Raw genomic sequence first — 21,758 nt, forward strand, 5'->3', positions numbered from 1 at the left:
CTCTACGTCGATCTTCCTTCTTCCCCTCCCCGCCACGGCGACGCCTAACGCGGCGATGGCCTCATTTTAAGGAAAAGGTAGGGAAAACCGAATCGATGGGGACGGAGAACGCCTGAAGCTTAACGGCCGAAAATCCCAGAAGATAAAGATCGAAGCGACGTTCACCTTCATCTAACGGTACTATGACTGTCCTCGAAAAAGGCAACATTACAATCCATACCGAGAACATCTTCCCCATCATCAAGAAATCTCTCTACTCCGCACATGAGATTTTCTTGCGGGAACTCGTCTCCAACGCCGTCGATGCCATCGAGAAGTTAAAAATGGTGGCGTTTGCGGGAGAATACAACGGCGACACGGACAATCCTAAAATTACCATTACTGTCGATAAAGATAAGAAAACCCTCTCTGTCACCGATACGGGAATCGGGATGACTGCCGAAGAGGTGAAAAAATATATCAACCAGGTCGCCTTCTCCAGTGCCGAAGAATTCGTGCAAAAATATCAAGGCGGCGCAGACCAACCGATTATCGGCCATTTCGGTCTCGGGTTTTATTCCTCGTTCATCGTGGCCAAAACTGTCGAAATCGATACGCGTTCTTACAAAGACGGCGCACAGGCGGTTCACTGGACTTGCGACGGTTCGCCGGAATTCGAGTTGACGGACAGCGATCGATCGGAAGTCGGCACTACCGTCACCCTGACGCTGCAAGATGAGGAAACGGAATATCTGGAATCGGCACGGGTTCGCCAATTGGTGAAAACCTATTGCGATTTCATGCCAGTCCCCATCGAATTTGAAGGGGAAATTCTCAACCAACAACCGGCGATTTGGCGCAAGTCTCCTCAAAATCTCAGCGATGAAGACTATCTGGAGTTTTACCGCTATTTGTATCCGTTCCAAGATGAACCGCTACTGTGGGTTCACTTGAAAACGGACTATCCGTTTGAGATTAACGGCATTCTCTATTTCCCCAAACTGAAACCGGATGTCGATGTCACCCAGGGCAATATTAAATTGTTCTGCAACCAGGTTTTCGTTAGCGACCATTGCGAGGAAATCGTTCCCAAGTTCTTGATGCCGATGCGCGGCGTCATCGACAGTCCCGATATTCCCCTCAATGTTTCTCGGTCGGCGTTGCAGGTCGATCGCAAGGTTCGTAAAATCGCCGATTTCATCGCGAAGAAAGTTGCCGATCGACTCAAAGAACTCTACAAAGAGGATAAAGACCAGTACGTGAAGTGCTGGAAAGATTTGGGTACGTTTGTCAAGTTCGGATATATCAACGACGAGAAGTTTAAAAAGCAAGTCGAAGATATTCTAATTTATCGGACGACGGCGAATTTAAGCGGGAATACTGAGGAGAAACCTACCGTTCAAGTGGAAACGGAAGGGGATGCTTGGCAGGATGTTTCGGCGGAAGGTGGTATCGTCTACGACGGCGAGTCTTACACCACGTTAGACGAGTACCTCGAACGGAACCAGAAACGCCACGAAAACCGGGTATATTATTGTACCGATCCGGCGTCGCAAGCGACGTATGTGGAACTTCACAAGAGCCAAGGTTTGGAAGTTCTCTATCTCGATTCGTTCATCGATACGCACTTTATTGGGTATTTGGAACGCGATCGATCGGATGTGAAGTTTTCTCGGGTGGATTCGGAACTCGATGAAAATCTCGTCAGCCAAGACAAAGATACGGAAATCGTCGATCCTAACACCAACAAAACCCGCAGCGAACAGATTAAGGAACTGTTCGAGAAAGCGTTGAACAAGCCGAAATTGACGGTTCGGACGGAATCGCTGAAAGCTGACGATCCTCAAGGTACGCCTCCGGCGATGGTGTTGTTACCGGAAGCCATGCGTCGTTTGCGGGATATGACGGCGATGCTACAACAGGAAAAGGCGGAGTTTCCCGAAGAGCATATTTTGGTGGTGAACACTTCTCATCCGATGATTCAAAATCTGGCGGCGTTGAGTCAGGGAGCGATCGTTTCTGAGGGAAGTTCGCCGTCTGCGGAGTTGGCGAATTTGATTTGTCATCACGTTTACGATTTGGCGTTGATGTCTCAGAAAGGCTTCGACGCGGAGGGTATGAAGCAGTTCGTGAGTCGATCGAACCAAGTTCTCACTCAGTTGACGAACCAAGCGGTTTAATGGGTTTTTCTCGGGAGAAGGCATCGGAGGCGGTGTGTGACGCGGTAGTATATCGGTCATATTCCCTTGAGCGGATTTCAGCCGAATTTTTCGGCCGCGTCACACCCACCGCCTCATCTCCTTATCTCGTCATCTCCTTATCAATATCTCCCGAACCCGCTTCGCTGCGACATCCCAGTTGAGGCGGGTTTGGTATTCTTTGAAGGCGGATAAGGCGAAGTGACGATAGCTGTCTGGCGTGGAGAAGACTTCGGCGATGAAGTTGCAGTAGTCGGAGGGGGAAGCGTGGCGGGGGAAGGTTTTTCCGTTGATTCCGTCGCGAATCACGGTGGGGATTCCGCCGACGTTGCTGGCGAGACAGGGAACGCCGAAACCGTTGGCTTCGCAGAAAACGTGACCGTAACATTCGGCGGTGGAGGGGAGTATGAGGAAGTGAGATTCGGCGAAGTGGCGATGGAGGGTTTGACGATCGATCTCTAGGGTTCGATCGAGAAATCCCACGCAGCGAACGAAGTCGGGAAGCGGTTCGTCTGTGGGGGGACGACATCCGGCGATGGTTAGTTCGGTGGGGATTCCGTTTCGATTCAGGGTTTTGGCGACTTGGAGCGCCAGGTTTCCCCCTTTGCGAATCCAGTTGACGCCGAGAAATAGCAGTTTGCAGGGGGTTTGTGGGGAAGGGGTTGGCGGACGGGATGCGATCGCCGCTTCGACATCTTCAAATTTAGGGTTAAAGTCGAAATTTGCGCCAAACGGAACGATATGAATTTTTTGGGGAGGAAGCTGATAGGTTTTTATGGCAATGTTTGCCGCCCAGTTTGAGGCGAAAAATATCCATTGACATTTGTTTAATGCCAGTTTATCCATTTGGTAAAGCTGGTTTTGGGTTTCGCGGCAGAGGTTTTGATAATTTGGATAAAAATTGATGAGTCCGGCGTAGGGGGTATCTGTCCAAATGGCGAAGGGTTTGGGACTGTCGAGATAGGCGATTAGGTTACTGTCTGAGGTTAAGATAATATCAATATTTCTATTGAGTCTATTTAGTTTTTCTTGGAATTGTCGGGCGTATTCTCGGTTGAATTCCGGTTCTGTCCAGGGTAAATATTGGGTTTTGAAGAGGTTTTGATAAACGCGCCGTTTGAGTTTTGGAATAATGGCGGTATGTTCTCGGGTTTTATTGAGGTTTCCGACGGGGAAAATTGGGGTTTTGGGATGGTTGAGGGCGCGATAGATTCGATGACATTTTCCCCAATGTCCTAGTTTGTCTCGCGGACAATGTTTGGGATTGAAGGTTTTGAGGTCGAATTCGGTTAGATAGGCGAGATTTGGCATTGAGATTTAATTTTTTAGCTTGAAAGTTTGATATATACTTTGCTGAATTGAGCTAGATCCCCGGCATCTTCAAGATGCCGGGGATCTAGTGTTTATATTAAGTTTTTTAAGATTCCCTTGACAGTTTGACAAGCACTTTGCCAGTTCAATAGTTTTTCGTATCGATCGAAGGCTGCTATTGCCATTTTATAATATCCGCTCGAATCGTTAAATGTTTTAAAAATTGCGTCGCAATAGTGAGAAATATCGGCATCTTTGGGAAGTGTAAATCCGGTGACGCCATGTTGTACGATGGAGGGAACGCCGCCGACATTGGTGGTTAAACAAGGTAATCCGAATTGGTGAGCTTCACAAAATACCATCCCATAGGATTCGGCTTGTGTGGGAAGGATTAGGAAATGGGAGGTTTCGAGGAGAATTTGTAGGGTGTCTCGTCCGTATTTTGTGTTTTTCTTTAAATAACCGACGTATTTGGCGAACTCTGGGAGTTGTGAGGTGGGAGGGCCTCCCGCAATTGTTAACGTGGTGGGTAATCCCATTCGGTTGAGTTCTCGCGTGACGTTTAAGGCGATATCTCCGCCTTTTCTGTTCCATTCAACTCCTAAAAATAAGAGTTTGCAAGATTGGCTCGATCGCCGCGAAATTTCCAGTTCGATTTCCTGCCGCGTTGTCGGTACGTCCCAATTGGCGCCCCAGGGAACTACGCGAACTTTACTTTCGGGAAGGTTGTAGGTTTCGATGGCATTTTGCGCCGCCCATTTTGAGGCGTAAATTACCGTTTGGCAGCGGTCGAGGGCGCGTTTTTCAAAGGTATAAATATTGTCTCGGGTTTCTTGACAAATATTACTTAAGTAGGGATAATAATTAATGAGTGCCGATAAGGGGGCGTCCGTCCATAAAACGAGCGGTTTAGAGACTTCTAAATCGGCGAGGGGTAGGGAATTTTCGCCGCAGAGAATTACGTCGAAATCGAGAGATTGCAGTTGTCGATCGATCTGTTGGGCGAAATCTTTGACGATTGCGGGTTCCGCCCAGCGATAATAGTCTCGATTTTGCGATCGCCGATAAAATTCCCATTTTAATTTGGTGACGATCGACCGTTTTTTTTGTAGTCCTCCCACGTACTCGATCGCACATCCTAAATTTGCTAAATTTTGGGCGATCGAATACCCAGCCTGACACATTCCCAACTGGGTTTTCGGCCAGCTTTCGCGATCGAGAACGTCGTACATGGTGACGTAAGCAATTTTCATAACGGCTCTCGACAAACTTGGAATTATACTGAAAATTATACTAAAAATTAGACTGGGAATTACAACCGAACAAAAAACGGACTTAAAAACCGACCAATACGAGATTGAAACTCACAGGCTTTTGGAATATCTTTTTCAAAATTATTTTGAATCTCTTTCCGATATTTAAACCAAAAAACGATAGCTTTTAATCCATCTGAAAGTAAATAAATCGGCATTAAAAAAAACATCAAAAACCGACGTTTGGGAAACAGTCGAGCCGTGCGAAGCGCGTGATTCGACAAACCGGAAGTTCGGGCAATTTTGAGGAGATATTTCCGTTGAAGGCGATGGGGTGGAATATGGTGAAACACGGTCATCTGGGGATTGTGCCAAATTTGCCAAGAACTGTTTTGAATGTAAAATAGCGTTTCCAAATCCTCACAAGCCCCGATATAAGTGCAATTTTTCTCGTCTCGTCCTTGTAACAGCAATCGCGGCGGAACGCAATCCCGCCAAGCCTGTTTCCGCACCACCGAACCGGGGGCGGCGGGAACGATGCGCGGTTTGCGATCGCGGGCGTAACAAAAGGGTTTATCTCCTCGATCGTACACCGCCAAAAGAATTTTGATGCGATCGAAATACTCCGGCGGTTCGATATCTAATTTAGCGCGAATATTTCCCCCATAGGCCCCAATTTTAGGATGTTGACAGCCAAACTCGTAAGCTTGACGCACCCAGTCAGACGCCGGAATGTTGTCATCGTCGAGAAACCCCACCAAATCGGGACTTTGGGCTTCTGCGATCGCCCGTTGTCTGGCGTAAGCCGTACCCTGTTTCAATTCCCGAACGTACCGCAATCGCGGCCAAGTTTCACGATACTGATTGACACGATACTGGTTTACCACATCCGGCGTCCCATCGTCGCTGTTGTTGTCCACCACCAACACTTCCCAGGCGATATCCTCCGTTCCTTCCTGCTGCTGGAGAGCGTCGAGAACTTCAGGAAGGCGAGTTTCTCCGTTGTAAGTACAAATAGCGACGGTGAAATCGGGAGATGGAGAGGAGGAAAGGGGGGGAGACATTGACAGTGAAGCGGGAAACGTTAGGATTGGGATTAACGAGAGAGGGTTTCTCGTAAAAAATAAATTGGACTGTAAAAACTGGATGTATATAAACGCATTTCGCAGCGGGCGACGAGATCGGTTTTAAGCGTTCTTCTATATTTAATAAGGTGGCGCAGGATTTTGCGACAGTCGTTGAGAGAGTAGGCGACGAGGGCGAACGGACGTAATATCGCCGGAAAACTCAACATCCGGGTTCGGTAGCGACTCAAGCCGATTCCTTCCATGAGATTGAGGAGATACTCCGGTTGGAGACGAGACGCGGGGATGAGATGGCGAACTCGCATGGTGGGGTTGTACCAGATTTCCCATTTTGACTGTTGGAGGTGCAGTAAAGCTTCTAAGTCTTCTCCGGCGATCGCTTTTTGGGTGGTTCTTCCGACGAGAACTAACTGTTCGGGAACGCAGGCTAACCAGGCGTCGCGACGAACCACCAAACCCGCCCCAGGGGGAAGCAGTTTCTTTTCGGGAGGGTAAAACAACGGTTGCGAACCGCGATCGACAATGGCGAGAAAGGGGGCGATGCGTTGGAAATTTTCCGGCGGTGTGGCGGCGTATTCCGGAAGGATGCGACTTCCGTAAGCCCCGATTGTGGGATTTTCTCGTCCGAAGGCGATCGCTTGCGTCACCCAATCGGCTTCGGGGAGGTTGTCGTCGTCGAGGAATCCTACAAATTCCCCTTTGGCTTCAACGATGGCGCGATGTCGGGCGAAAGCGAGTCCCCGTTGGGGTTCGCAGATGCGGCGAAGGGGGAGTTTGTGGCGATAGCGATCGATAATTTGGGGGGTGTTGTCGGTACTGGCGTTGTCGATTACCAGGATTTCCCAGGTGAGGGAGTCTGGAGTTTCCGCCGCACAGTCACAGAGGCGATCGAGTACCGAGGGTAAACGACTTTCGCCGTTATAGGTACAGATGGCGACGGTGAAGTGGAGAGGGGGAGAAGTCACAGCGGGGCGTGAAGCATCAGGTTCTCAACTCCAAGATACGATGTCGTTGTGGATACGCGACAACTCCAGACCACGCCATCGATGACATTTTATCTAGGAATCGATTTCGGAACCTCCGGGGCGAGAGCGATCGCCATCGACGCTGAGAAAACCATCGCAGCAGACGCCCGTATCGACTTCACCGCCCAAACCTGCGACACTTGGCGTGAGGGATTGTGGGAACTGCTCGATCGCATCCCCCTCGAAATTCGACAAAATTTGAGATCGATCGCCCTCAACGGAACCTCCGCGACGGTATTTCTCTGCGACGAGAGGGGAAACCCCATCACCGAACCGTTGTTGTATCACGACAACCGGGGAAAAGCCGTCGCAGCGGAAGTCAGATCGATCGCCCCCGCGAACCATCCCGCCCTCAGCGCCACCTCCGGATTGAGTAAACTCATCTGGTTTCGCCGCCATCTCAACCCTTCCCCCAGCACCTATTTCCTCCATCAAGCCGATTGGCTGAGTTTCCTCCTCCACGGAAAACTCGGAATCAGCGACTATCACAACACCCTCAAACTCGGCTACGATCCCGAAATTTGCCAATATCCCCAGTGGCTGAACTTCCCCGCCCCAAAACTTCCCCGCGTCGTGGAACCGGGAACGGCGATCGATCTCATCACTTCCAACATTTCTCGCCGCTTCAGGATTTCCCCAAACTGTCGCGTTTGCGCGGGAACCACCGACAGCATCGCCGCCTTTCTCGCCAGCGGGGCGAGTTCTCCCGGCGAAGCCGTCACCTCTCTCGGTTCGACATTAGTGTTGAAACTCCTCAGCACAACCCGCATCGACGCAGCGCCATACGGAATTTACAGCCATCGCTTGGGGAATTTGTGGTTAGCCGGAGGCGCCTCGAATACCGGAGGGGCGGTGTTGAAACAGTTTTTCAGCGAAGCGGAGTTGCAACATTTGAGCGATCGCATCCCCACCTCCGAAAGTCCCCTCGACTACTATCCCCTGTGCGAACCGGGGGAACGCTTTCCCGTCAGCGATCCCCAGTACCCGCCGCGACTGGAACCAAAACCCGAGGATTCAGTGGCGTTTCTCCACGGGTTGCTCGACAGTATGGCACGGATTGAAGCCCGAGGGTACGGGCTTTTGCAGGAGTTGGGGGCGAGTCGGTTAACGCGGGTGTACACCGCTGGCGGCGGGGCGAAAAACCCGGCGTGGACAAGATTACGACAGCATCGCTTGGGGGTTCCGGTGACGGTATCGGCGCAAACTGAGGCGGCGTATGGAACGGCGATGTTGGCCAGTTCCTAGAAACCCCTCCTCACTGCATCCCGCATACCTGGGCAGGTTCGTACCACTCCGCTAAACCCCGTTGCAGGTGGTTGGCGGCTTCCAGGGGCGTCATTTCCCCCCTCAGAACTGCCATCGAACCTTCTTTGGTGAGAGTATGGCCGCCGGGAATTTTGTCGTGAAGTTTGGGATAGGTCTAACGAACGTCAGTTTCGCGATCGCGACTCAAGGCCAGAAACGCCTGAGCGTGGGGGTTGCGAACCTCCGGCTTGGCTCGGTGGAGGGCGAAGTTTCCAGCCAGGCGGTTGGTGATGAAGTCGGCGGCTTCGGGCGTCATCAACCATTGCAGAAAGTCTTTCGCTTCCTCGAGATGAGGAGAGTGGGCGTTGAGTCCCACCGCGAAATCAGGATGAACGATTGTGTATCCCGGTTGTCCGGCTGGGGGCGGAACGGCGAAGACACTCCACTCGAAGGGGGCGTCGGCGGCTTCAAAGTCTTTCAATTCCCAGGAACCGCTGATTAACATGGCGGCTTCTCCGTTGATAAAGCGATTGACGCTTTCAAATAGGGGACGGTTGGTCGGATCGAGATAGGGTTGAAGTTCGGCGATCGCCTCGAAGGTGGCGACAACTCCTTCGTCGTTAAAGCAGCGATCGCCCCCTTCGTAAGCCAGTCGTCCCTCGCGGCCTCCTGTAAAGTTGGGAACGAGAGCGGTAAAAATGCGATCGTCGAGATCGAAGGCCGCGTTACCGAAGCTGTTGGAAAAGGGTGGGATGCCGAAATTTTTCAGGATTTGAGCCGTCTCCAGCAAGTCTTCCCAGGTTTGGGGAACTTCCAGGTTCAGTTGTTCGAACAGATCGATATTGTAGAAAATGCCGTGAACCACTGCACTGAGGGGCAGACCGTAAATTTGGCCGTCTTCCGTCGTCCAAGGGTCTAGAGATGTCGGAGAATAGGCATTTTGTAAATTGGGAAAGTCGCTGAGATCGGCGAGATCGCCGCGATAAAACAGTTCTCGATCGAGGGTGTAGGGTCGTAAAAACATGACGTCCGGCGCAACGCCTTTTTTGAATTGATTGGTGAGGGCGGTACCGTAATTGGAGTAAGGGGCGGAAAGATGTTGAATTTCGACTTGAGGATGTTGTTCGTAAAAACGATCGAAGAGGTCTTTCAAGTCTCGATCGTATTCAACTTTCCAGGTCGCGAAGTTTAAAAGCGTTACTTCTTCTTCTGTCTGGGTCGCTTGTTCGATCGTCGCTTGAACGTTCGGTTCTGGGGTGGTTCGTAGGGCGTAGAGCCAGTTATCGGGCGAAATAATATCGTAGTACCAACCGACTGTAAAACTGGCGGCCAGCAAATATAGGGGAAAGATGACGCGAAATCCTCGCACGAGCTGTTTGAGGTTGCGACGCCGATTTTTATTGTCTTGAAATTTGACGACCGTTAACACTAAGACCACTTGAGTGGCAATCAAACCGTAAATTACATAAAAAATGACGTCCAAAGCGACGATATAGCCGATTCCTTCAGGAAGTTCGGATTTGAGTCCGATATGAAAGAAGACGACGCTCAGCAAAATTCCACTGACCGATTCCGCAGAAAATTTCGCAAAGGGAAAGAACAGGAAAATATATAAAATCCAAAGAAAACAGGCTAAGGGCAAAAGGTTGTTGATACTAAAACTTAAGGAGCTTCGATCGATTTGAATGACGGTATTAAATTGGGAGTAATCGATACCGGAATCTAAATCCACCATATCGATATTTCCGAGAGTCGAATAGTCGTTCGCGATATTCTCAAAAAAACGGGCATCTTTTAATCCCCAGTTATCGATAGAGGCGAACACTTCGCTACGCCGAAACTTGCGGATAATTTCTTTTCGATCGGGGTTTTTCATTCCGACTAAATCGGGAACGTAAATAACATGGTTTCGGGTTAAATTAGCATGGCGAAATTTAATCGTGAGTTCTTGCGTGTCGAAGGGATAATCTCGAAAATCAAAATTTCCGTCAAATTGGGTTTTGATACGGTAGGATCGAGTTGTTAGTCGGTCTCGATAGGACTCGTAAATTGGCTCGTCCAGTTCGATGGGTTCGACGGAATTTAAAAATTCAACTTTTTCTAACTCGGGAGAACCTTGGTAGCGGAACCACAAAAACAAATCGACAATGTAAGTTTCCCGTTTTAAATCTAAATTAGAGATTTCGTTGATATCCATTCCGGTATAAACGACGTGAGTGAGGTAAGAATATTCGCCACTAATACGGACGATGTCACCTCGTTCGACTTGCTCTTCTAAATTGGGAAGACTTTGCCAATTTCGGATGGGTTGAAGTTGAATGGGGGCTGAAATAAAGTTTTGGCGATCGAACAAGCCCATGGCAATGGGACGAGGGATGTTACGCTGGCGATCGAAGTACAACTGACTGCCGTTTAATCCCGTCACGCCTTTGTCGGCTGCGTTCGTGTCAGATAGCATCTGGCGAATCGCTTTTCGTTCTTGCAAAACTTGTTTGCGATCGCCGCTGGCGTTAGCCCGTTTGATGGCTTCGATCGCCACTTTTGCACCGTCGTAAGATAAGGCAGCGATCCAGGTGGGATTTTGTTGATATTTTTCGATAAATTGATTGCGAAATTCTTGAACAGCTTCGTTTGAAATATCGTAAATTAAGGGAGATGTTGCGTAAATTCCATCAGAAAAATAACCCGGTTGGGCTTGTGCTTCTGGATAGTGTTGTAATTCTGTTAAAAATGTCTGTTCCGCGATGGAGTCGCCGCCGATGATGGGAGAATCGACCCCCGACCTCCTGAGTTGAATGAGGATTTTTGCGGCATCTGTAGTTTTCGTAAATAAAGCGATCGTTCCAATAGATTCTGGATCGATTTCTGAAATTTCACTTAAGATTTGGTCGATGCGGTCTGACAGATTTTCGGTTGCTTCAGAAGAAGGGTGAATGTCCCACTGATAATTCAGTCTTCCTTCTAACCCTCGAAAGGTATTTTTGAAGCTGGTCGCTAAAGACGAACTCCAAGTATCGCTCCCGTCAAAAATAATTGTGACAGTCTCTCGATCGAGGATTTTTTTAACGTAATTTGCCAGTAATACTCCTTCTTTACTCGTATTAAAAAGAACGCGGAAAAACCCATGGTTGTTTTCCGTGACTTCGTCGGCTTGTGCCGTGGCAGTTACGGCGGGTAAATTAACCGAATCGTAAATTTTTCCCGCTTCGAGGGCAATGGAACTAAAATAAGGCCCCAACGCCAACAGAATACGATCGTCTGCGGCGATTTTTTGCGCCTGTTGCCGTCCGACTTCTATATCCCCTTCGTCGTCAAACACGAGCAGTTCGACGGGTTTTCCGTGGATGCCTCCGGCTCGATTCACTTCGTCGAGATACATTTGAGTCCCGCGAACCATTTCCTCGCCGCCACTGGCGTAATCGCCGCTGGTGGAGGCTAACATGGCGATATAGAGGCGATCGCTCGATCACACCTGCCAAATTCCAATGATGAGGACGAGAAAAAAGGTAAAAAGGGCTAAGATAACTAAGGCGGTGCGACGGGGGAGATTCCAGAGCTTCGACATTTTACGAACAGCGTTCGACGATAATCGACACCTTAAGTATTACACAATAAAGTTATATTTCTTTTGATTTGTTACTTTATTTTTTGACTCAAAATTTTTGTTTTTTGGAGTTTGAGGTAATACACTAAGTTGATGTCCGGTCTAAACCCTTAATTTAGGGTCTTAGGGTGCATCTCAAAGTTACCCAAATATCCACTTAGAGAAACCCGGTCTCTGGACAAGCCTCAGTTTCGGGTATACCGTTATTTAGATATGCCGAATTCCTGACGATTTGCAGATTAAAAAAAACGCTATAAAATTCCTCAAAATTCTAGAGTACGCTATGGAAAATTAGGGAACAAAAGTCGATTATATCGCTTGTCTTAAAAAAGAATGTTAAAGTCAAAGCGATCGCGTGAAAACGAACCTAAAATTCAAGATCGAGAGAGAGAAAACTGTTGCGATCGAACGCCTTCCAACCTCGAACTGTATCAGCTCTTCAGACACTTCAGAATAATCACCCGCTTTCATTCAATTCTTCTCTTCAGATCTCGCACAGCCCTTGAGCGATCGTGGATTTTGCCACCAATCAAACAAATGGCATTACTATATAATCAAGGGTTTTTTCTGAAACACTCTCAACACACTTAACATAACTATCAAAAGAGGGAAGATGGAAGCATGTCTGCCACTCTTCCCTCTTCCCTATTCGCTAAAAATACCCCCAGGGGAATTCGAATCCCCGTCGCCTCCGTGAAAGGGAGGTGTCCTAGGCCTCTAGACGATGGGGGCAGGTATTTTGTTTGGCGTCGGCGAATTACGCTCGTGGCGAAATCGCTTGAGCCTTTACTAAATTAACCAATCTATCTGGTGCTGTCAACCCCCAAACCGAAATTTTTTCTAGAATTTTTGAGGACGACCGTCACACAGCTTGGCAATAGCTGGCCAGGACTTGAATACAGCGATCGATCGCCCCTAAATGAGCGATCTCGAAACCGTGGGTATTCTGGGTGGGGAAGCCCAAACAGGCGGCTCTGGCGACGTGGCCGAATTTCATGGCGATCGATCCGTCGCTACCAAAGCCGCGAATCACCGCCTGTTGTAGCGGCACCTCCGCTTCTTGCGCCGCCGCCTGCAATCGGGCGTTCAACCATTCATCGTAAATACCGTATCCGTCTTGAGACAGCAACACCGGAACGTCTCCGTCTTCGATGGGATATTCCGGGGCGAGGGGGCAAATTTCCAAGGCGATGAGGGCGTCGAGGCGGGTGCGATTCGTAAAGTACAAGGCACCGAGGGCGCCGACTTCTTCTTTCGCCGAGGCGACCAAATACACTGTCATCAGCGGGTTTTTCACCCGTTTGGCTAACGCCAGCAAAATGGCGACGGAGGCTTTGTTGTCGAGGGTGTAACTAGTGATGTAATCGTCGATGCGAAAGGGGTGTTTGCGGTGTTTCCCCACGACGACGCGGGTTCCGGGGCGCACGCCCACTAAATCGAGATGTTCGCGCGATCGCTTAGTTTCGATCCAGGCGTCTTCCCAATTCAACGCCACCTCGCTTTGTAAGGCTTTTTGCGGGGATTCGTGGGAAATATGACGGGAACCGAAACTGAGGATTCCCGGTATGGTCGCGCGATCGCCGAGGAGATCGACGACACCTTCTCCGTAGACCCAGGGAAACGAACCGCCCAGTTTGCGGATGTTGACGCGCCCGTTCGGTTCGATATCGTTGACGATCGCGCCGATTTCGTCTTTATGTCCCGTAATCGCAATGGCGCGATCGGGATTCTGCCCCGGAATCTTGGCGATGACGTTTTCCGCCTCGTCTTTCCAGACTTCGACGCCACAGGCGGCGAAGCGATCGAGCAACAGGCGATCGATCTCCCGTTCGTCGCCACTGGGCGAATGACACATCACTAATTCTTCAATCGTCTGAAACAGTTCTTCAAACGCCAACTGACTTTCCTCAATTTCTACTGAGACGCTACTGTAATCTTGCCATCTTTTGGTGGGGATGATGACCGACTAAACCCGCGAGAAACGTTACAGTTAACCGCTTTTTACGAGGCTTATCTCAGTGCGGACTCTGGATGTCTCCGGTATCTGACGCCCCCGAGGGATTCATTTTTTTATGGGTCTCCGCCGTTTGCGGGGGAAAATGTATAGCAAAATACAAATACCTGGAGAATCGAGAGCCAAAACCCCTGAAATCTCGTGAAGTCAGTTTTTCTGTCACCCTAAACGGCGAAGAGCCTTTTTTATCCAGAACGCACTAGGGATTGACTTCTCGTTCCGTCCAAGTTCCATTGGGTTGGCGATCGTAAATCCACCGATTTTGAGGTTCGCCTCGTAAGGCAAGAAACTCAACGCGGCAAGGGTCGAGAAGTAGTAAACAAAAGCTATCAAGAGGTATTTCCGGATTGGGCGGATCGACCTCAAAGGCCTCAGAAGGCGATCGCTCTGCCCCCGGTTTCGGCCAGGCAAATCCCGATCTCGCTGCGTCGGATAGGGTTTCCCACACTTGACGTCTTGCGGCGTTGAGTGCTTCATCAGAACCCTCGGAATCGACAATTTCAATTGTTCCTTGAAAACGAAATTGAACGCGAGTTTTGGGAAAATACCAGCAGGCTTCGACGTTGGTGTTGTGTTGGAGTTGTTCGATTTTTTCGCTGCGGCTGTCGGTGACGATTTGTAGGCGATCGCTGTGAGTTTCAAATCCGCGAAATACGACGGTTCGGTTGGCTGGGGTTCCGTTTCGACGCACCGTCGCCAGTTGGAAATATCGCGAATAGATGAGACTGCGATTTCGATGGAGTGCGCCGGAAATATGGGTTCGCCAAGGAGCTAATTTCATGGGAATTTCGAGAATCGGAAGTGTGGGGTTCACCACAGATACGCAGAGAACACAGAGGTTTTTTTACGGTAGAGATGACTGACTCAAGGTTAAGATACCCGGCATATTTTAGATGTCGGGTATCTTATACAGACATTGACCGATTGGGGATTTTTCGAGGAATTGTTTGATATTTTTATATGTATTTTTTTGATAAAAATACCATTTTTATTATAGCATAAAAAATAAATTTTATGCTATAATAAATCAAAAAAATAGAGACACAAAAAAATGAGATGTGCGGTCAGCAAGCCGGAATATTGCAGAAATGGGCTGGCTCGAATCCAGTTCTCGCCGCAACCGTTAGATTGGGGTCGCGTCCCCATCCAACAGCATCAATGACTGGAAAGGCCCTGGAAGAAGCGATAACCGCCGACCGGGGGGCGATCGCCGGGTTCGATCGCCGGGAATCCGCAACGCGATCGAGTGACCGGCCAGCATTTGCCCAACAATTCCAGTAAGATTACAAGATGTAAAGAAAAACGTTCGGGAAAAAACGAAGAATGCGAGTTGCGATCGCTGGTGCGGGATTAGCGGGATTAGCCACAGCAGTCAACCTAGCCGACGCGGGACACGAAGTCGAAATCTTCGAGTCTCGTCCGTTCGTGGGCGGAAAAGTCGGCAGTTGGGTAGACGGCGACGGAAACCATATCGAAATGGGGTTGCACGTCTTCTTCGGCTGTTACTACAACCTCTTCGCCCTAATGGAGAAAGTGGGGGCGCTGGAATACCTGCGCCTCAAAGAACATACCCACACCTTCATCAACCAAGGCGGACGAGTCGGAGAACTGGACTTCCGGTTTTTCACCGGGGCGCCCTTCAACGGCTTAAAAGCCTTCTTCACCACCTCGCAACTGTCCCTTCACGACAAACTGCGCAACTCCCTCGCCCTAGGAACCAGCCCCATCGTGCGCGGTTTAGTAGATTTCGACGGGGCGATGAACACCATTCGCGATCTCGATCGCATCAGCTTCGCCGACTGGTTTCGATCGCACGGCGGCAACGACGGCAGCCTTCAAAAGATGTGGAACCCCATCGCCTACGCCCTCGGCTTCGTCGACACCGAAAACATCTCCGCCCGGTGTATGCTAACCATTTTCCAATTTTTCGCCGCCCGTAGCGAAGCCTCCGTCTTGCGAATGCTAGAAGGTTCGCCCCACACCTACCTCCACCAACCGATTCTGAACTACCTAGAAGAACGGGGGGCGAAAATCCACACCCGCCGCCGCATCCGTCAAATCAAATTCAGCGAAGCCAACGACAGAACCCGCGTCGACGGCATCGTTGTCGCCGCCGGAGACAGCGAAGAAATCGTCAGTGCCGATGCCTACGTCTTCGCCTGCGACGTACCCGGAATTCAAAAAGTGCTACCCCAAGAGTGGCGCAAATGGTCTGAATTCGACAATATCTATAAACTCGATACAGTTCCCGTCGCCACCGTACAACTGCGCTTCGACGGCTGGGTGACAGAACTCCACGACGCCGAAAAACGCAAACAACTCCAAGAAGCCGCCGGACTCGACAACCTCCTTTACACCCCCGACGCCGACTTCTCCTGTTTCGCCGACTTAGCCCTCACCAGCCCTGGCGACTACTACAAACCGGGACAAGGATCGCTGATGCAACTGGTATTGACGCCGGGAGATCCCTTTATCAAACAAAACAACGAACAAATCGCCCACCACGTCCTCGAACAGGTGCGGCAACTGTTCCCCTCCGCCCGCGATTTAAACATGACCTGGTACAGTGTCGTCAAACTGGCGCAATCCCTGTATCGCGAAGCTCCCGCCACGGACCCCTATCGTCCGCCGCAAGTGACGCCCATCGATAACTTTTTCCTCGCCGGAAGTTACACGCAACAGGATTACATCGATAGCATGGAAGGCGCCACCATTTCCGGCAATCGCGCCGCCAATGCGATTCTCCAGCGGTTTGGTTAGGGAGATGAGGGGATGAGGTGATGATGGGATGATGGGATGATGAGGTGAGGAGGTGATGAGGAGCAATCTGTTCGCTGTTCGCCGATCGCTGTTCGCTGTTCCCCGATCCTCGCTCCCTATTTCCCGTCAATTCTCAATTCTCAATTATCAATTATTAAAATGGCAGAGTGGTTAGAACATAGCGTTCAAGTGGAAGTTCCAGTTCCCATCGAGGAAGTTTGGAAACTGTGGTCGGATTTGGAACAAATGCCCCGCTGGATGCAATGGATCGATTCGGTTCATATTTTAGAAGACGATCCGTCGCTGTCTCGGTGGCGGTTAGCCTCGCGCAGTTTCGAGTTTAGTTGGCTCTCGCGGATGTTGCGGGTAATTCCCCATCAGATTATTCAGTGGGAATCCGTCGATGGGTTGCCCAATCGGGGGGCGGTGCGATTTTACGATCGCCACGGCGAAAGTATCGTTCGCTTGACAGTGGCTTACGCGATTCCCGGTATCGTCGGAAAACTCATGGATAACCTGTTTTTGGGGCGCGTCGTCGAATCCACGATTCAAGCGGATATGGACCGCTTTCGCGAATACGCTCTCAATCACCAGGCGAGTCAATCTTAAATATCCTTTAATTCTGTGGTTTGGCGATTTTCAAGTGAAGCGCGATCGATCTCTTCATGCTGCATATTAAAAATCTGAGATACCACCCTCCCGCCAGTCACACCGAAATCCTGCAATCGGTGAATTTCGAGATTTTACCGCAACAGTTGGGGTTGGCGATAGGTCCGAGTGGTTCGGGGAAAACGACGCTGTTGGAAATTATTTCGGGATTAGCCGAACCCACATCGGGACAAGTGTTGTGGCGCGATCGCGAACTGCTTCCGGAACAGTTGCGCCAACTGGCGGGGTTAGTGTTTCAATTCCCCGAACGCCACTTCTGCGGAAATACGATTCTCGAAGAGTTGCGCCTCGGACATCCCGAAATCGGTTCGGAACAGATTAAAGCCGCCTTGGAAGAGGTGGGATTGGCTCATTTGTCCCTTCAGGCGTCGCCTTACGCTCTCAGCGGCGGACAGCAACGCCGTTTAGCCTTGGCGGTTCAACTCATCCGCCAACCGCAAATTTTACTTCTCGACGAACCCACAGCGGGTTTAGATTGGTCGATGCGTCGTCAGTTGGTGGCGTTGTTGGGTAAGCTCAAGCAACATTGGAGTTTGTTGGTGGTGACGCACGACGCGGGGGAACTCCTCGAAATTGCCGATCGCTGTTGGACGATCGATCGGGGAAAACTGCAACAATTGAGCCTGGAGAATTGAGAATTGAGAAGGCAGAGTTTGAGAGAGGTTTAATTCAGTATGGAATCGCTGAGTTTGGCTCGGATTCCCCTCTCCCCATCCCCTCAACGCATCATCTCATCAACGCATCATCCCTTCATCTCCTCCACTGCGCCGGGATTTCCCCAAATCACCGTTTCGTGTTTGTAAATCGCCATTCCGGGTTTAGCACCTTTGGGCTTGTAAACAAACTTCGGTTCGGCGTAGATGACGGGGGCGGCGTCGCTTTCTCGGGCGCGACTGTAGTAGGCGGCGAGGTTGGCGGTAAACTGCAAATCGGTTTCGTCGGGAACGGCGCCGGGATTGAGACGAAGTAAAACGTGACTTCCGGGGATTTCTTGGGTGTGGAACCAGAGATCGTAATCCCCCGCGATGCGAAACGAGAGTAAGTCGTTTTGACGGTTGTTGCGTCCGATGAGAACTTCAAATCCGTTGGGAGTGCGGTAGTGGTAGAAGTTGTCTTCTCCGTCGCTGTTGCGACTGCGATGTTGGGGAAGCGAAAGATAGTTCTGTTCGACGAGTTCGTCGCGAATCTCTTCGAGGGCGATTAAATCTCCGGGGTGGCGGTAGTCGTCGAGTTGCGAGAGGGCGGAATCCACCTGTTGCAGATAGTGGATTTCTGCCTCCGTATCGGCGAGTAAGGGCTTAACGGCGTCTTTTGCCCTGCGGAGCTTTTGATGGCGCTTGTAGAGGTGCTGAGCGTTCTGTACGGCATTTTTTTCGGGGTCGAGGGTCAGTTTTACGGGTTCCCCGGTCTCGAAGTCCGCCAGTTCGATCGCTTTCATGCCCGGTTGCCACTCGTGCAGATGTGCCATGAGTAAATCCGCCTGTTGGCGAAACAGATCGGCATCGCCGGACTGTTGTAATTTATCGAGAAAGGTTTGGCGTTTGACTTGTAATTTGGTCAGGGCGTTGCTGACTTTTTGGGTGAGTTGGTGGCGCAGTTGTTGGAAACTCTGGCGGTTGAGGCGATCGCTGTAGTAGGTATCGACGAGGGTTTGGAGATCTTCGACGGGTTCGATCGAATCCCATCCCAAAACCGTATATCCGTTTTCCGTCCAACCGGGCTGAAACTGCTCTTTTTCCAGGCAAATCAGCCACTTTTTCCACACCTCATACAACCGCTGCCAGTCAGAATCCGCCAACTCGTCCGTGTTGCGTTCGGCGTCGAGACGGGCGGCGGCGGCCAGGGTGCGGACGAGGGACGAACTGAGTCCGCGATAGGTTTTCAGCAGGTTGCGGCGAAGGGAATTGGGGACTAGGGAAATTCGCTCTTTCCAGCGCTCGAACGGTTCCTCTAAACTCGGGACGGCGCTGGTGAGAGCTGGCGGCGGTTCGTAAGGCTGTCCCGTGAGGATGGGGCGGACGCTGGACTGTTGCGCGGTGACTTGGTGGGCAGCGGTGACGATGAGATTGTCGGCGTTGGCCAACACCAGGTTGCTATACTTACCCATAATCTCCACGTAGAGATGCCAGCGTACTGGGTCGCCGGGACGACGGGCGAATTGGAAGTCTAGGGCGCGTTCCCAGGGTGCCAGGGGTTCGATGGCCACGAGCGCCAAACCTTTGAGTTGGTGGCGCAGTTGGTCGCTAAAGGTAAAGGTATCGGGTTCTTTCGGCGGCGGCGCAGCGATGCAGAGATGAGCCGCTTGGGGATGCCAACAGAGGCGCAACCAGCCTCGTCGGTCGAGGGTACGAAGCGCGAGGGCGATACGGGTGCGATCGCGTTGGTACACTTGCTCTAAACGAGCGGGAAGCCAATGCGCCCGCAAATCTGCACAAATTGCAGCGACAGTAGTTAAATCGACAGGTTGCACGGGAAAAAATTGCTGAAATCTCCACAGGGAAACCGTTGGCGACAACGGGAACGGGGCGGCCGTCTCCTGCAATTTTGAAGGAATTCGTTCAGAGTCAGCCAAAATTTTGGATTCTATCTACCATTGAGAGGTAGATCTTCTTTTCACTCAGTTCCTCACACGAGTCAGCTAAGGATTCATCATGGACATTCAGCTTATCAACATCGGTTTCGGAAACATCGTTTCGGCCAACCGCGTTGTCGCCATTGTCAGTCCGGAGTCCGCTCCCATTAAGCGTATCATTACAGATGCGCGGGAACGCGGCCAGCTCATCGATGCGACTTACGGTCGGCGAACTCGAGCCGTTATCGTCACCGATTCGAGCCATGTCATCCTCTCGGCGATTCAGCCGGAAACGGTGGCGAATCGATTTGTCTTTCATAAAGATGGACAAGCGTAACGGCATGGCGTATGGAATATCCAAAGGGGAGATCGATGGCGCTGGCGATCGATCTCCCCGCTTTGTCCGTTCGAGATACAGGTTTAATGCAAAACGGAAGGTTAATTGTTCTGACTGGACCGAGTGGCGTGGGGAAAGGGACGCTGTTGCGTTTGCTGCGTCAACGCCACCCGGAACTCTCTCTGTCCATTTCGGCGACGACGCGCGATCCCCGTCCCGGTGAAGTTGACGGACGGGATTACAAGTTTCTCAGCCGCGATCGCTTTCTCGAAAATATTGACAACGGTGAATTCCTCGAATGGGCGGAATTCGCCGGAAATTATTACGGAACCCCTCGGGCGTCGGTCGAACGTCAAATCGCCGAGGGGAAATGGGTGATTTTGGAAATCGAGTTGGAAGGGGCGCGACAGGTCCGCCGTCATTTTCCCGACGCTCTGTCGATTTTCGTGTTACCGCCGTCGTTTGAAGAGTTGGAAAGCCGCTTGCGGGGTCGCGATCGAGACGATCTCGCGGCCATCGAACGGCGTTTGAACCGGGCGAAGGAAGAGATCGCCGCTGCGGGGGAATTCCACGTGCGGGTGGTTAACGACGATCTCGAAAAAACCGTCCAACAGCTTGAAGACGTGCTGTTTGGTGACGCCGTGGCGTCCTCGTAACGGCGACGGTTAACGGTTAACCGTTGGTGAACTCGCAATCGCCGACGCTATCAACGAGGTAGCAGAGGGCGCGAAATCGCAGTTCCACGAAGCGATCGTACAGGGGATTAAGTTTGCACAGGGGGGGAATGTGAAACAGCGATCGCCCGAACAAGACGACATCCCGCTCGAAGGGGCATTGGTCTGGAATCCACCGCACGATCGATCGGGCTAGGTCTGGGTTTTCCACGTCGAGAGACGCCAGCCACCGATCGATCGGTTGAATCAGAAAAGAAACGAATGGAGACATAACCTTTCGCGAGGTTAAAACCTAGATGGAAACGTAGCTTGATACAGTTAAGCCATCGAAAGGCGACGGCGCGAAAACGATAACAGAGCGGATTGGTTTGGGGAAACGCATCGCGCCTCTTGTCGCCTTCTTCCAACCTAGAAGGGGAAAGTCCCGTTTAGGTAAAGATACAATGAGGATATCGATCGACTTCAGTAAAGCTTTCGTGAAGGTCGATCGATTCTTTTGGCGGGTTTCGGGTCAAAATTACGATATGATTACAAATTACGCCTTCAGGGGTTTGACGGTTGCCCTAGTCCTCACCCTCCCCGGTTGCACGAGCCTCGTCATCGACGAGTACGAAGCCACAGCCATTACCACCTACAGCTGGCGCGTTCCCTACAAAGAAACCGGAACCGACAAAATTCCCCGATACGAAGAATTCGCCTCAAACTCCATCCTCAACGTCAACGGCGAACGCCCCGAAGGAGCCGTCGGAGAGGCCGACGAGAAAGGACTGTGGTGGCCGAAACTCCCGCCCCGTCCCACCGTGGACGACATCGAAGCGCGAGAAACGCCCCGCGAAAAACCCGATTCTCCCGAACTGCTGAAAACAGTAGAATATTTCATATCCTACGAGCAGGGCGGACGCCAAGTCACGCTCCCGACGGATTACGCCTCCTATCGCCAAGCCGTCCGCGCCCACGAGGCCGGAAAATCCCTTAAACTCACCCTCGGAGTCAACGATCGCACGGTGGAAAAAGCCGAACCCCTCTAAGCCT

18 protein-coding genes and 1 tRNA gene are annotated in these 21,758 nt (G+C 51.0%); 9 read left to right on the top strand and 10 right to left on the bottom strand.

Translation table 11 applies throughout. From position 1 onward, the window contains the following. Window positions 1-182: 182 nt before the first annotated feature. Window positions 183-2,159 carry a molecular chaperone HtpG gene (htpG, locus tag ACP5D4_RS13190; protein ID WP_428012087.1) on the top strand — a complete coding sequence of 659 codons (1,977 nt, stop codon included), beginning with the start codon at window positions 183-185 and terminating at the stop codon, window positions 2,157-2,159. 129 nt (window positions 2,160-2,288) lie between these two features. Here the strand turns inward: htpG and ACP5D4_RS13195 are convergent, their stop codons facing one another. The 4 genes from ACP5D4_RS13195 to hpsE (ACP5D4_RS13210) all read right to left on the bottom strand — a co-directional run bounded on the left by ACP5D4_RS13195 (window position 2,289) and on the right by hpsE (ACP5D4_RS13210) (window position 6,791). Then, window positions 2,289-3,488 (bottom strand): glycosyltransferase family 4 protein, encoded by a 1,200-nt coding sequence (locus tag ACP5D4_RS13195; RefSeq protein ID WP_428012088.1) that lies wholly within the window; start codon window positions 3,486-3,488, stop codon window positions 2,289-2,291. A gap of 92 nt (window positions 3,489-3,580) precedes the next feature. After that, a complete protein-coding gene (locus tag ACP5D4_RS13200; protein ID WP_428012089.1) occupies window positions 3,581-4,741 on the bottom strand; it encodes a glycosyltransferase family 4 protein in 1,161 nt (386 codons plus the stop codon). Window positions 4,742-4,800: 59 nt separating this feature from the next. After that, complete coding sequence (gene hpsE / locus ACP5D4_RS13205; RefSeq protein WP_428012090.1) at window positions 4,801-5,805, bottom strand: hormogonium polysaccharide biosynthesis glycosyltransferase HpsE; 1,005 nt, start codon at window positions 5,803-5,805, stop codon at window positions 4,801-4,803. Window positions 5,806-5,837: 32 nt separating this feature from the next. Continuing rightward, entirely contained in the window at window positions 5,838-6,791 is a 954-nt protein-coding gene (gene hpsE / locus ACP5D4_RS13210; protein ID WP_428012091.1) for a hormogonium polysaccharide biosynthesis glycosyltransferase HpsE, read from the bottom strand. Between the two features lie 81 nt (window positions 6,792-6,872). Here hpsE (ACP5D4_RS13210) and ACP5D4_RS13215 point away from each other — a divergent pair, with 81 nt between their 5' ends. Next, window positions 6,873-8,096 carry an FGGY-family carbohydrate kinase gene (locus ACP5D4_RS13215; RefSeq protein ID WP_428012092.1) on the top strand — a complete coding sequence of 408 codons (1,224 nt, stop codon included), beginning with the start codon at window positions 6,873-6,875 and terminating at the stop codon, window positions 8,094-8,096. Window positions 8,097-8,271: 175 nt separating this feature from the next. Here the strand turns inward: ACP5D4_RS13215 and ACP5D4_RS13220 are convergent, their stop codons facing one another. The 4 genes from ACP5D4_RS13220 to ACP5D4_RS13235 all read right to left on the bottom strand — a co-directional run bounded on the left by ACP5D4_RS13220 (window position 8,272) and on the right by ACP5D4_RS13235 (window position 14,495). Then, a complete protein-coding gene (locus ACP5D4_RS13220; RefSeq protein WP_428012093.1) occupies window positions 8,272-11,538 on the bottom strand; it encodes an extracellular solute-binding protein in 3,267 nt (1,088 codons plus the stop codon). A gap of 821 nt (window positions 11,539-12,359) precedes the next feature. Continuing rightward, window positions 12,360-12,432: transfer RNA gene (locus ACP5D4_RS13225), tRNA-Glu, on the bottom strand. 130 nt (window positions 12,433-12,562) lie between these two features. Beyond that, on the bottom strand, window positions 12,563-13,597 hold the full coding sequence (locus tag ACP5D4_RS13230) for a M42 family metallopeptidase (protein ID WP_428012094.1): 1,035 nt from the start codon (window positions 13,595-13,597) through the stop codon (window positions 12,563-12,565). Window positions 13,598-13,913: 316 nt separating this feature from the next. Beyond that, window positions 13,914-14,495, bottom strand: coding sequence for an Npun_F5749 family FMN-dependent PPOX-type flavoprotein (locus tag ACP5D4_RS13235; protein ID WP_428012095.1), 582 nt, complete (start codon window positions 14,493-14,495; stop codon window positions 13,914-13,916). A gap of 377 nt (window positions 14,496-14,872) precedes the next feature. Here ACP5D4_RS13235 and ACP5D4_RS13240 point away from each other — a divergent pair, with 377 nt between their 5' ends. The 4 genes from ACP5D4_RS13240 to ACP5D4_RS13255 all read left to right on the top strand — a co-directional run bounded on the left by ACP5D4_RS13240 (window position 14,873) and on the right by ACP5D4_RS13255 (window position 17,778). Further along, window positions 14,873-14,995, top strand: a complete 123-nt coding sequence (locus ACP5D4_RS13240) for a hypothetical protein (RefSeq protein WP_428012096.1) — start codon at window positions 14,873-14,875, stop codon at window positions 14,993-14,995. 42 nt (window positions 14,996-15,037) lie between these two features. Next, window positions 15,038-16,474 carry a 9,9'-di-cis-zeta-carotene desaturase gene (gene zds / locus ACP5D4_RS13245; protein ID WP_428012097.1) on the top strand — a complete coding sequence of 479 codons (1,437 nt, stop codon included), beginning with the start codon at window positions 15,038-15,040 and terminating at the stop codon, window positions 16,472-16,474. Window positions 16,475-16,633: 159 nt separating this feature from the next. Further along, window positions 16,634-17,083 (top strand): SRPBCC family protein, encoded by a 450-nt coding sequence (locus ACP5D4_RS13250; protein ID WP_428012098.1) that lies wholly within the window; start codon window positions 16,634-16,636, stop codon window positions 17,081-17,083. Window positions 17,084-17,139: 56 nt separating this feature from the next. Beyond that, entirely contained in the window at window positions 17,140-17,778 is a 639-nt protein-coding gene (locus ACP5D4_RS13255) for an ABC transporter ATP-binding protein (protein ID WP_428012099.1), read from the top strand. A 107-nt stretch (window positions 17,779-17,885) separates the two neighbouring features. On the opposite strand, the gene ACP5D4_RS13260 is transcribed toward ACP5D4_RS13255, so the two are convergent. Beyond that, window positions 17,886-19,613 carry an Rqc2 family fibronectin-binding protein gene (locus ACP5D4_RS13260; protein WP_428012106.1) on the bottom strand — a complete coding sequence of 576 codons (1,728 nt, stop codon included), beginning with the start codon at window positions 19,611-19,613 and terminating at the stop codon, window positions 17,886-17,888. Window positions 19,614-19,794: 181 nt separating this feature from the next. Here ACP5D4_RS13260 and remA point away from each other — a divergent pair, with 181 nt between their 5' ends. Both remA and gmk read left to right on the top strand, forming a co-directional pair. Continuing rightward, window positions 19,795-20,052 (top strand): extracellular matrix/biofilm regulator RemA, encoded by a 258-nt coding sequence (remA, locus tag ACP5D4_RS13265; RefSeq protein ID WP_017660271.1) that lies wholly within the window; start codon window positions 19,795-19,797, stop codon window positions 20,050-20,052. Between the two features lie 86 nt (window positions 20,053-20,138). Continuing rightward, the gene (gmk, locus tag ACP5D4_RS13270; RefSeq protein WP_428012107.1) at window positions 20,139-20,708 is read left to right on the top strand and encodes a guanylate kinase; all 570 of its coding nucleotides are present in this window, start codon (window positions 20,139-20,141) and stop codon (window positions 20,706-20,708) included. A gap of 16 nt (window positions 20,709-20,724) precedes the next feature. Here gmk and ACP5D4_RS13275 read toward each other — a convergent pair whose 3' ends face one another. Beyond that, entirely contained in the window at window positions 20,725-20,997 is a 273-nt protein-coding gene (locus tag ACP5D4_RS13275; RefSeq protein ID WP_428012100.1) for a Mo-dependent nitrogenase C-terminal domain-containing protein, read from the bottom strand. Window positions 20,998-21,169: 172 nt separating this feature from the next. Between ACP5D4_RS13275 and ACP5D4_RS13280 the strand changes: the two genes are divergently transcribed. After that, complete coding sequence (locus ACP5D4_RS13280; RefSeq protein ID WP_428012101.1) at window positions 21,170-21,754, top strand: hypothetical protein; 585 nt, start codon at window positions 21,170-21,172, stop codon at window positions 21,752-21,754. Window positions 21,755-21,758: the final 4 nt, after the last annotated feature.

Origin of the sequence: Baaleninema sp. (assembly GCF_049974805.1) — a bacterium.
Taxonomy (GTDB): Bacteria; Cyanobacteriota; Cyanobacteriia; order Cyanobacteriales; family Geitlerinemataceae; genus Baaleninema.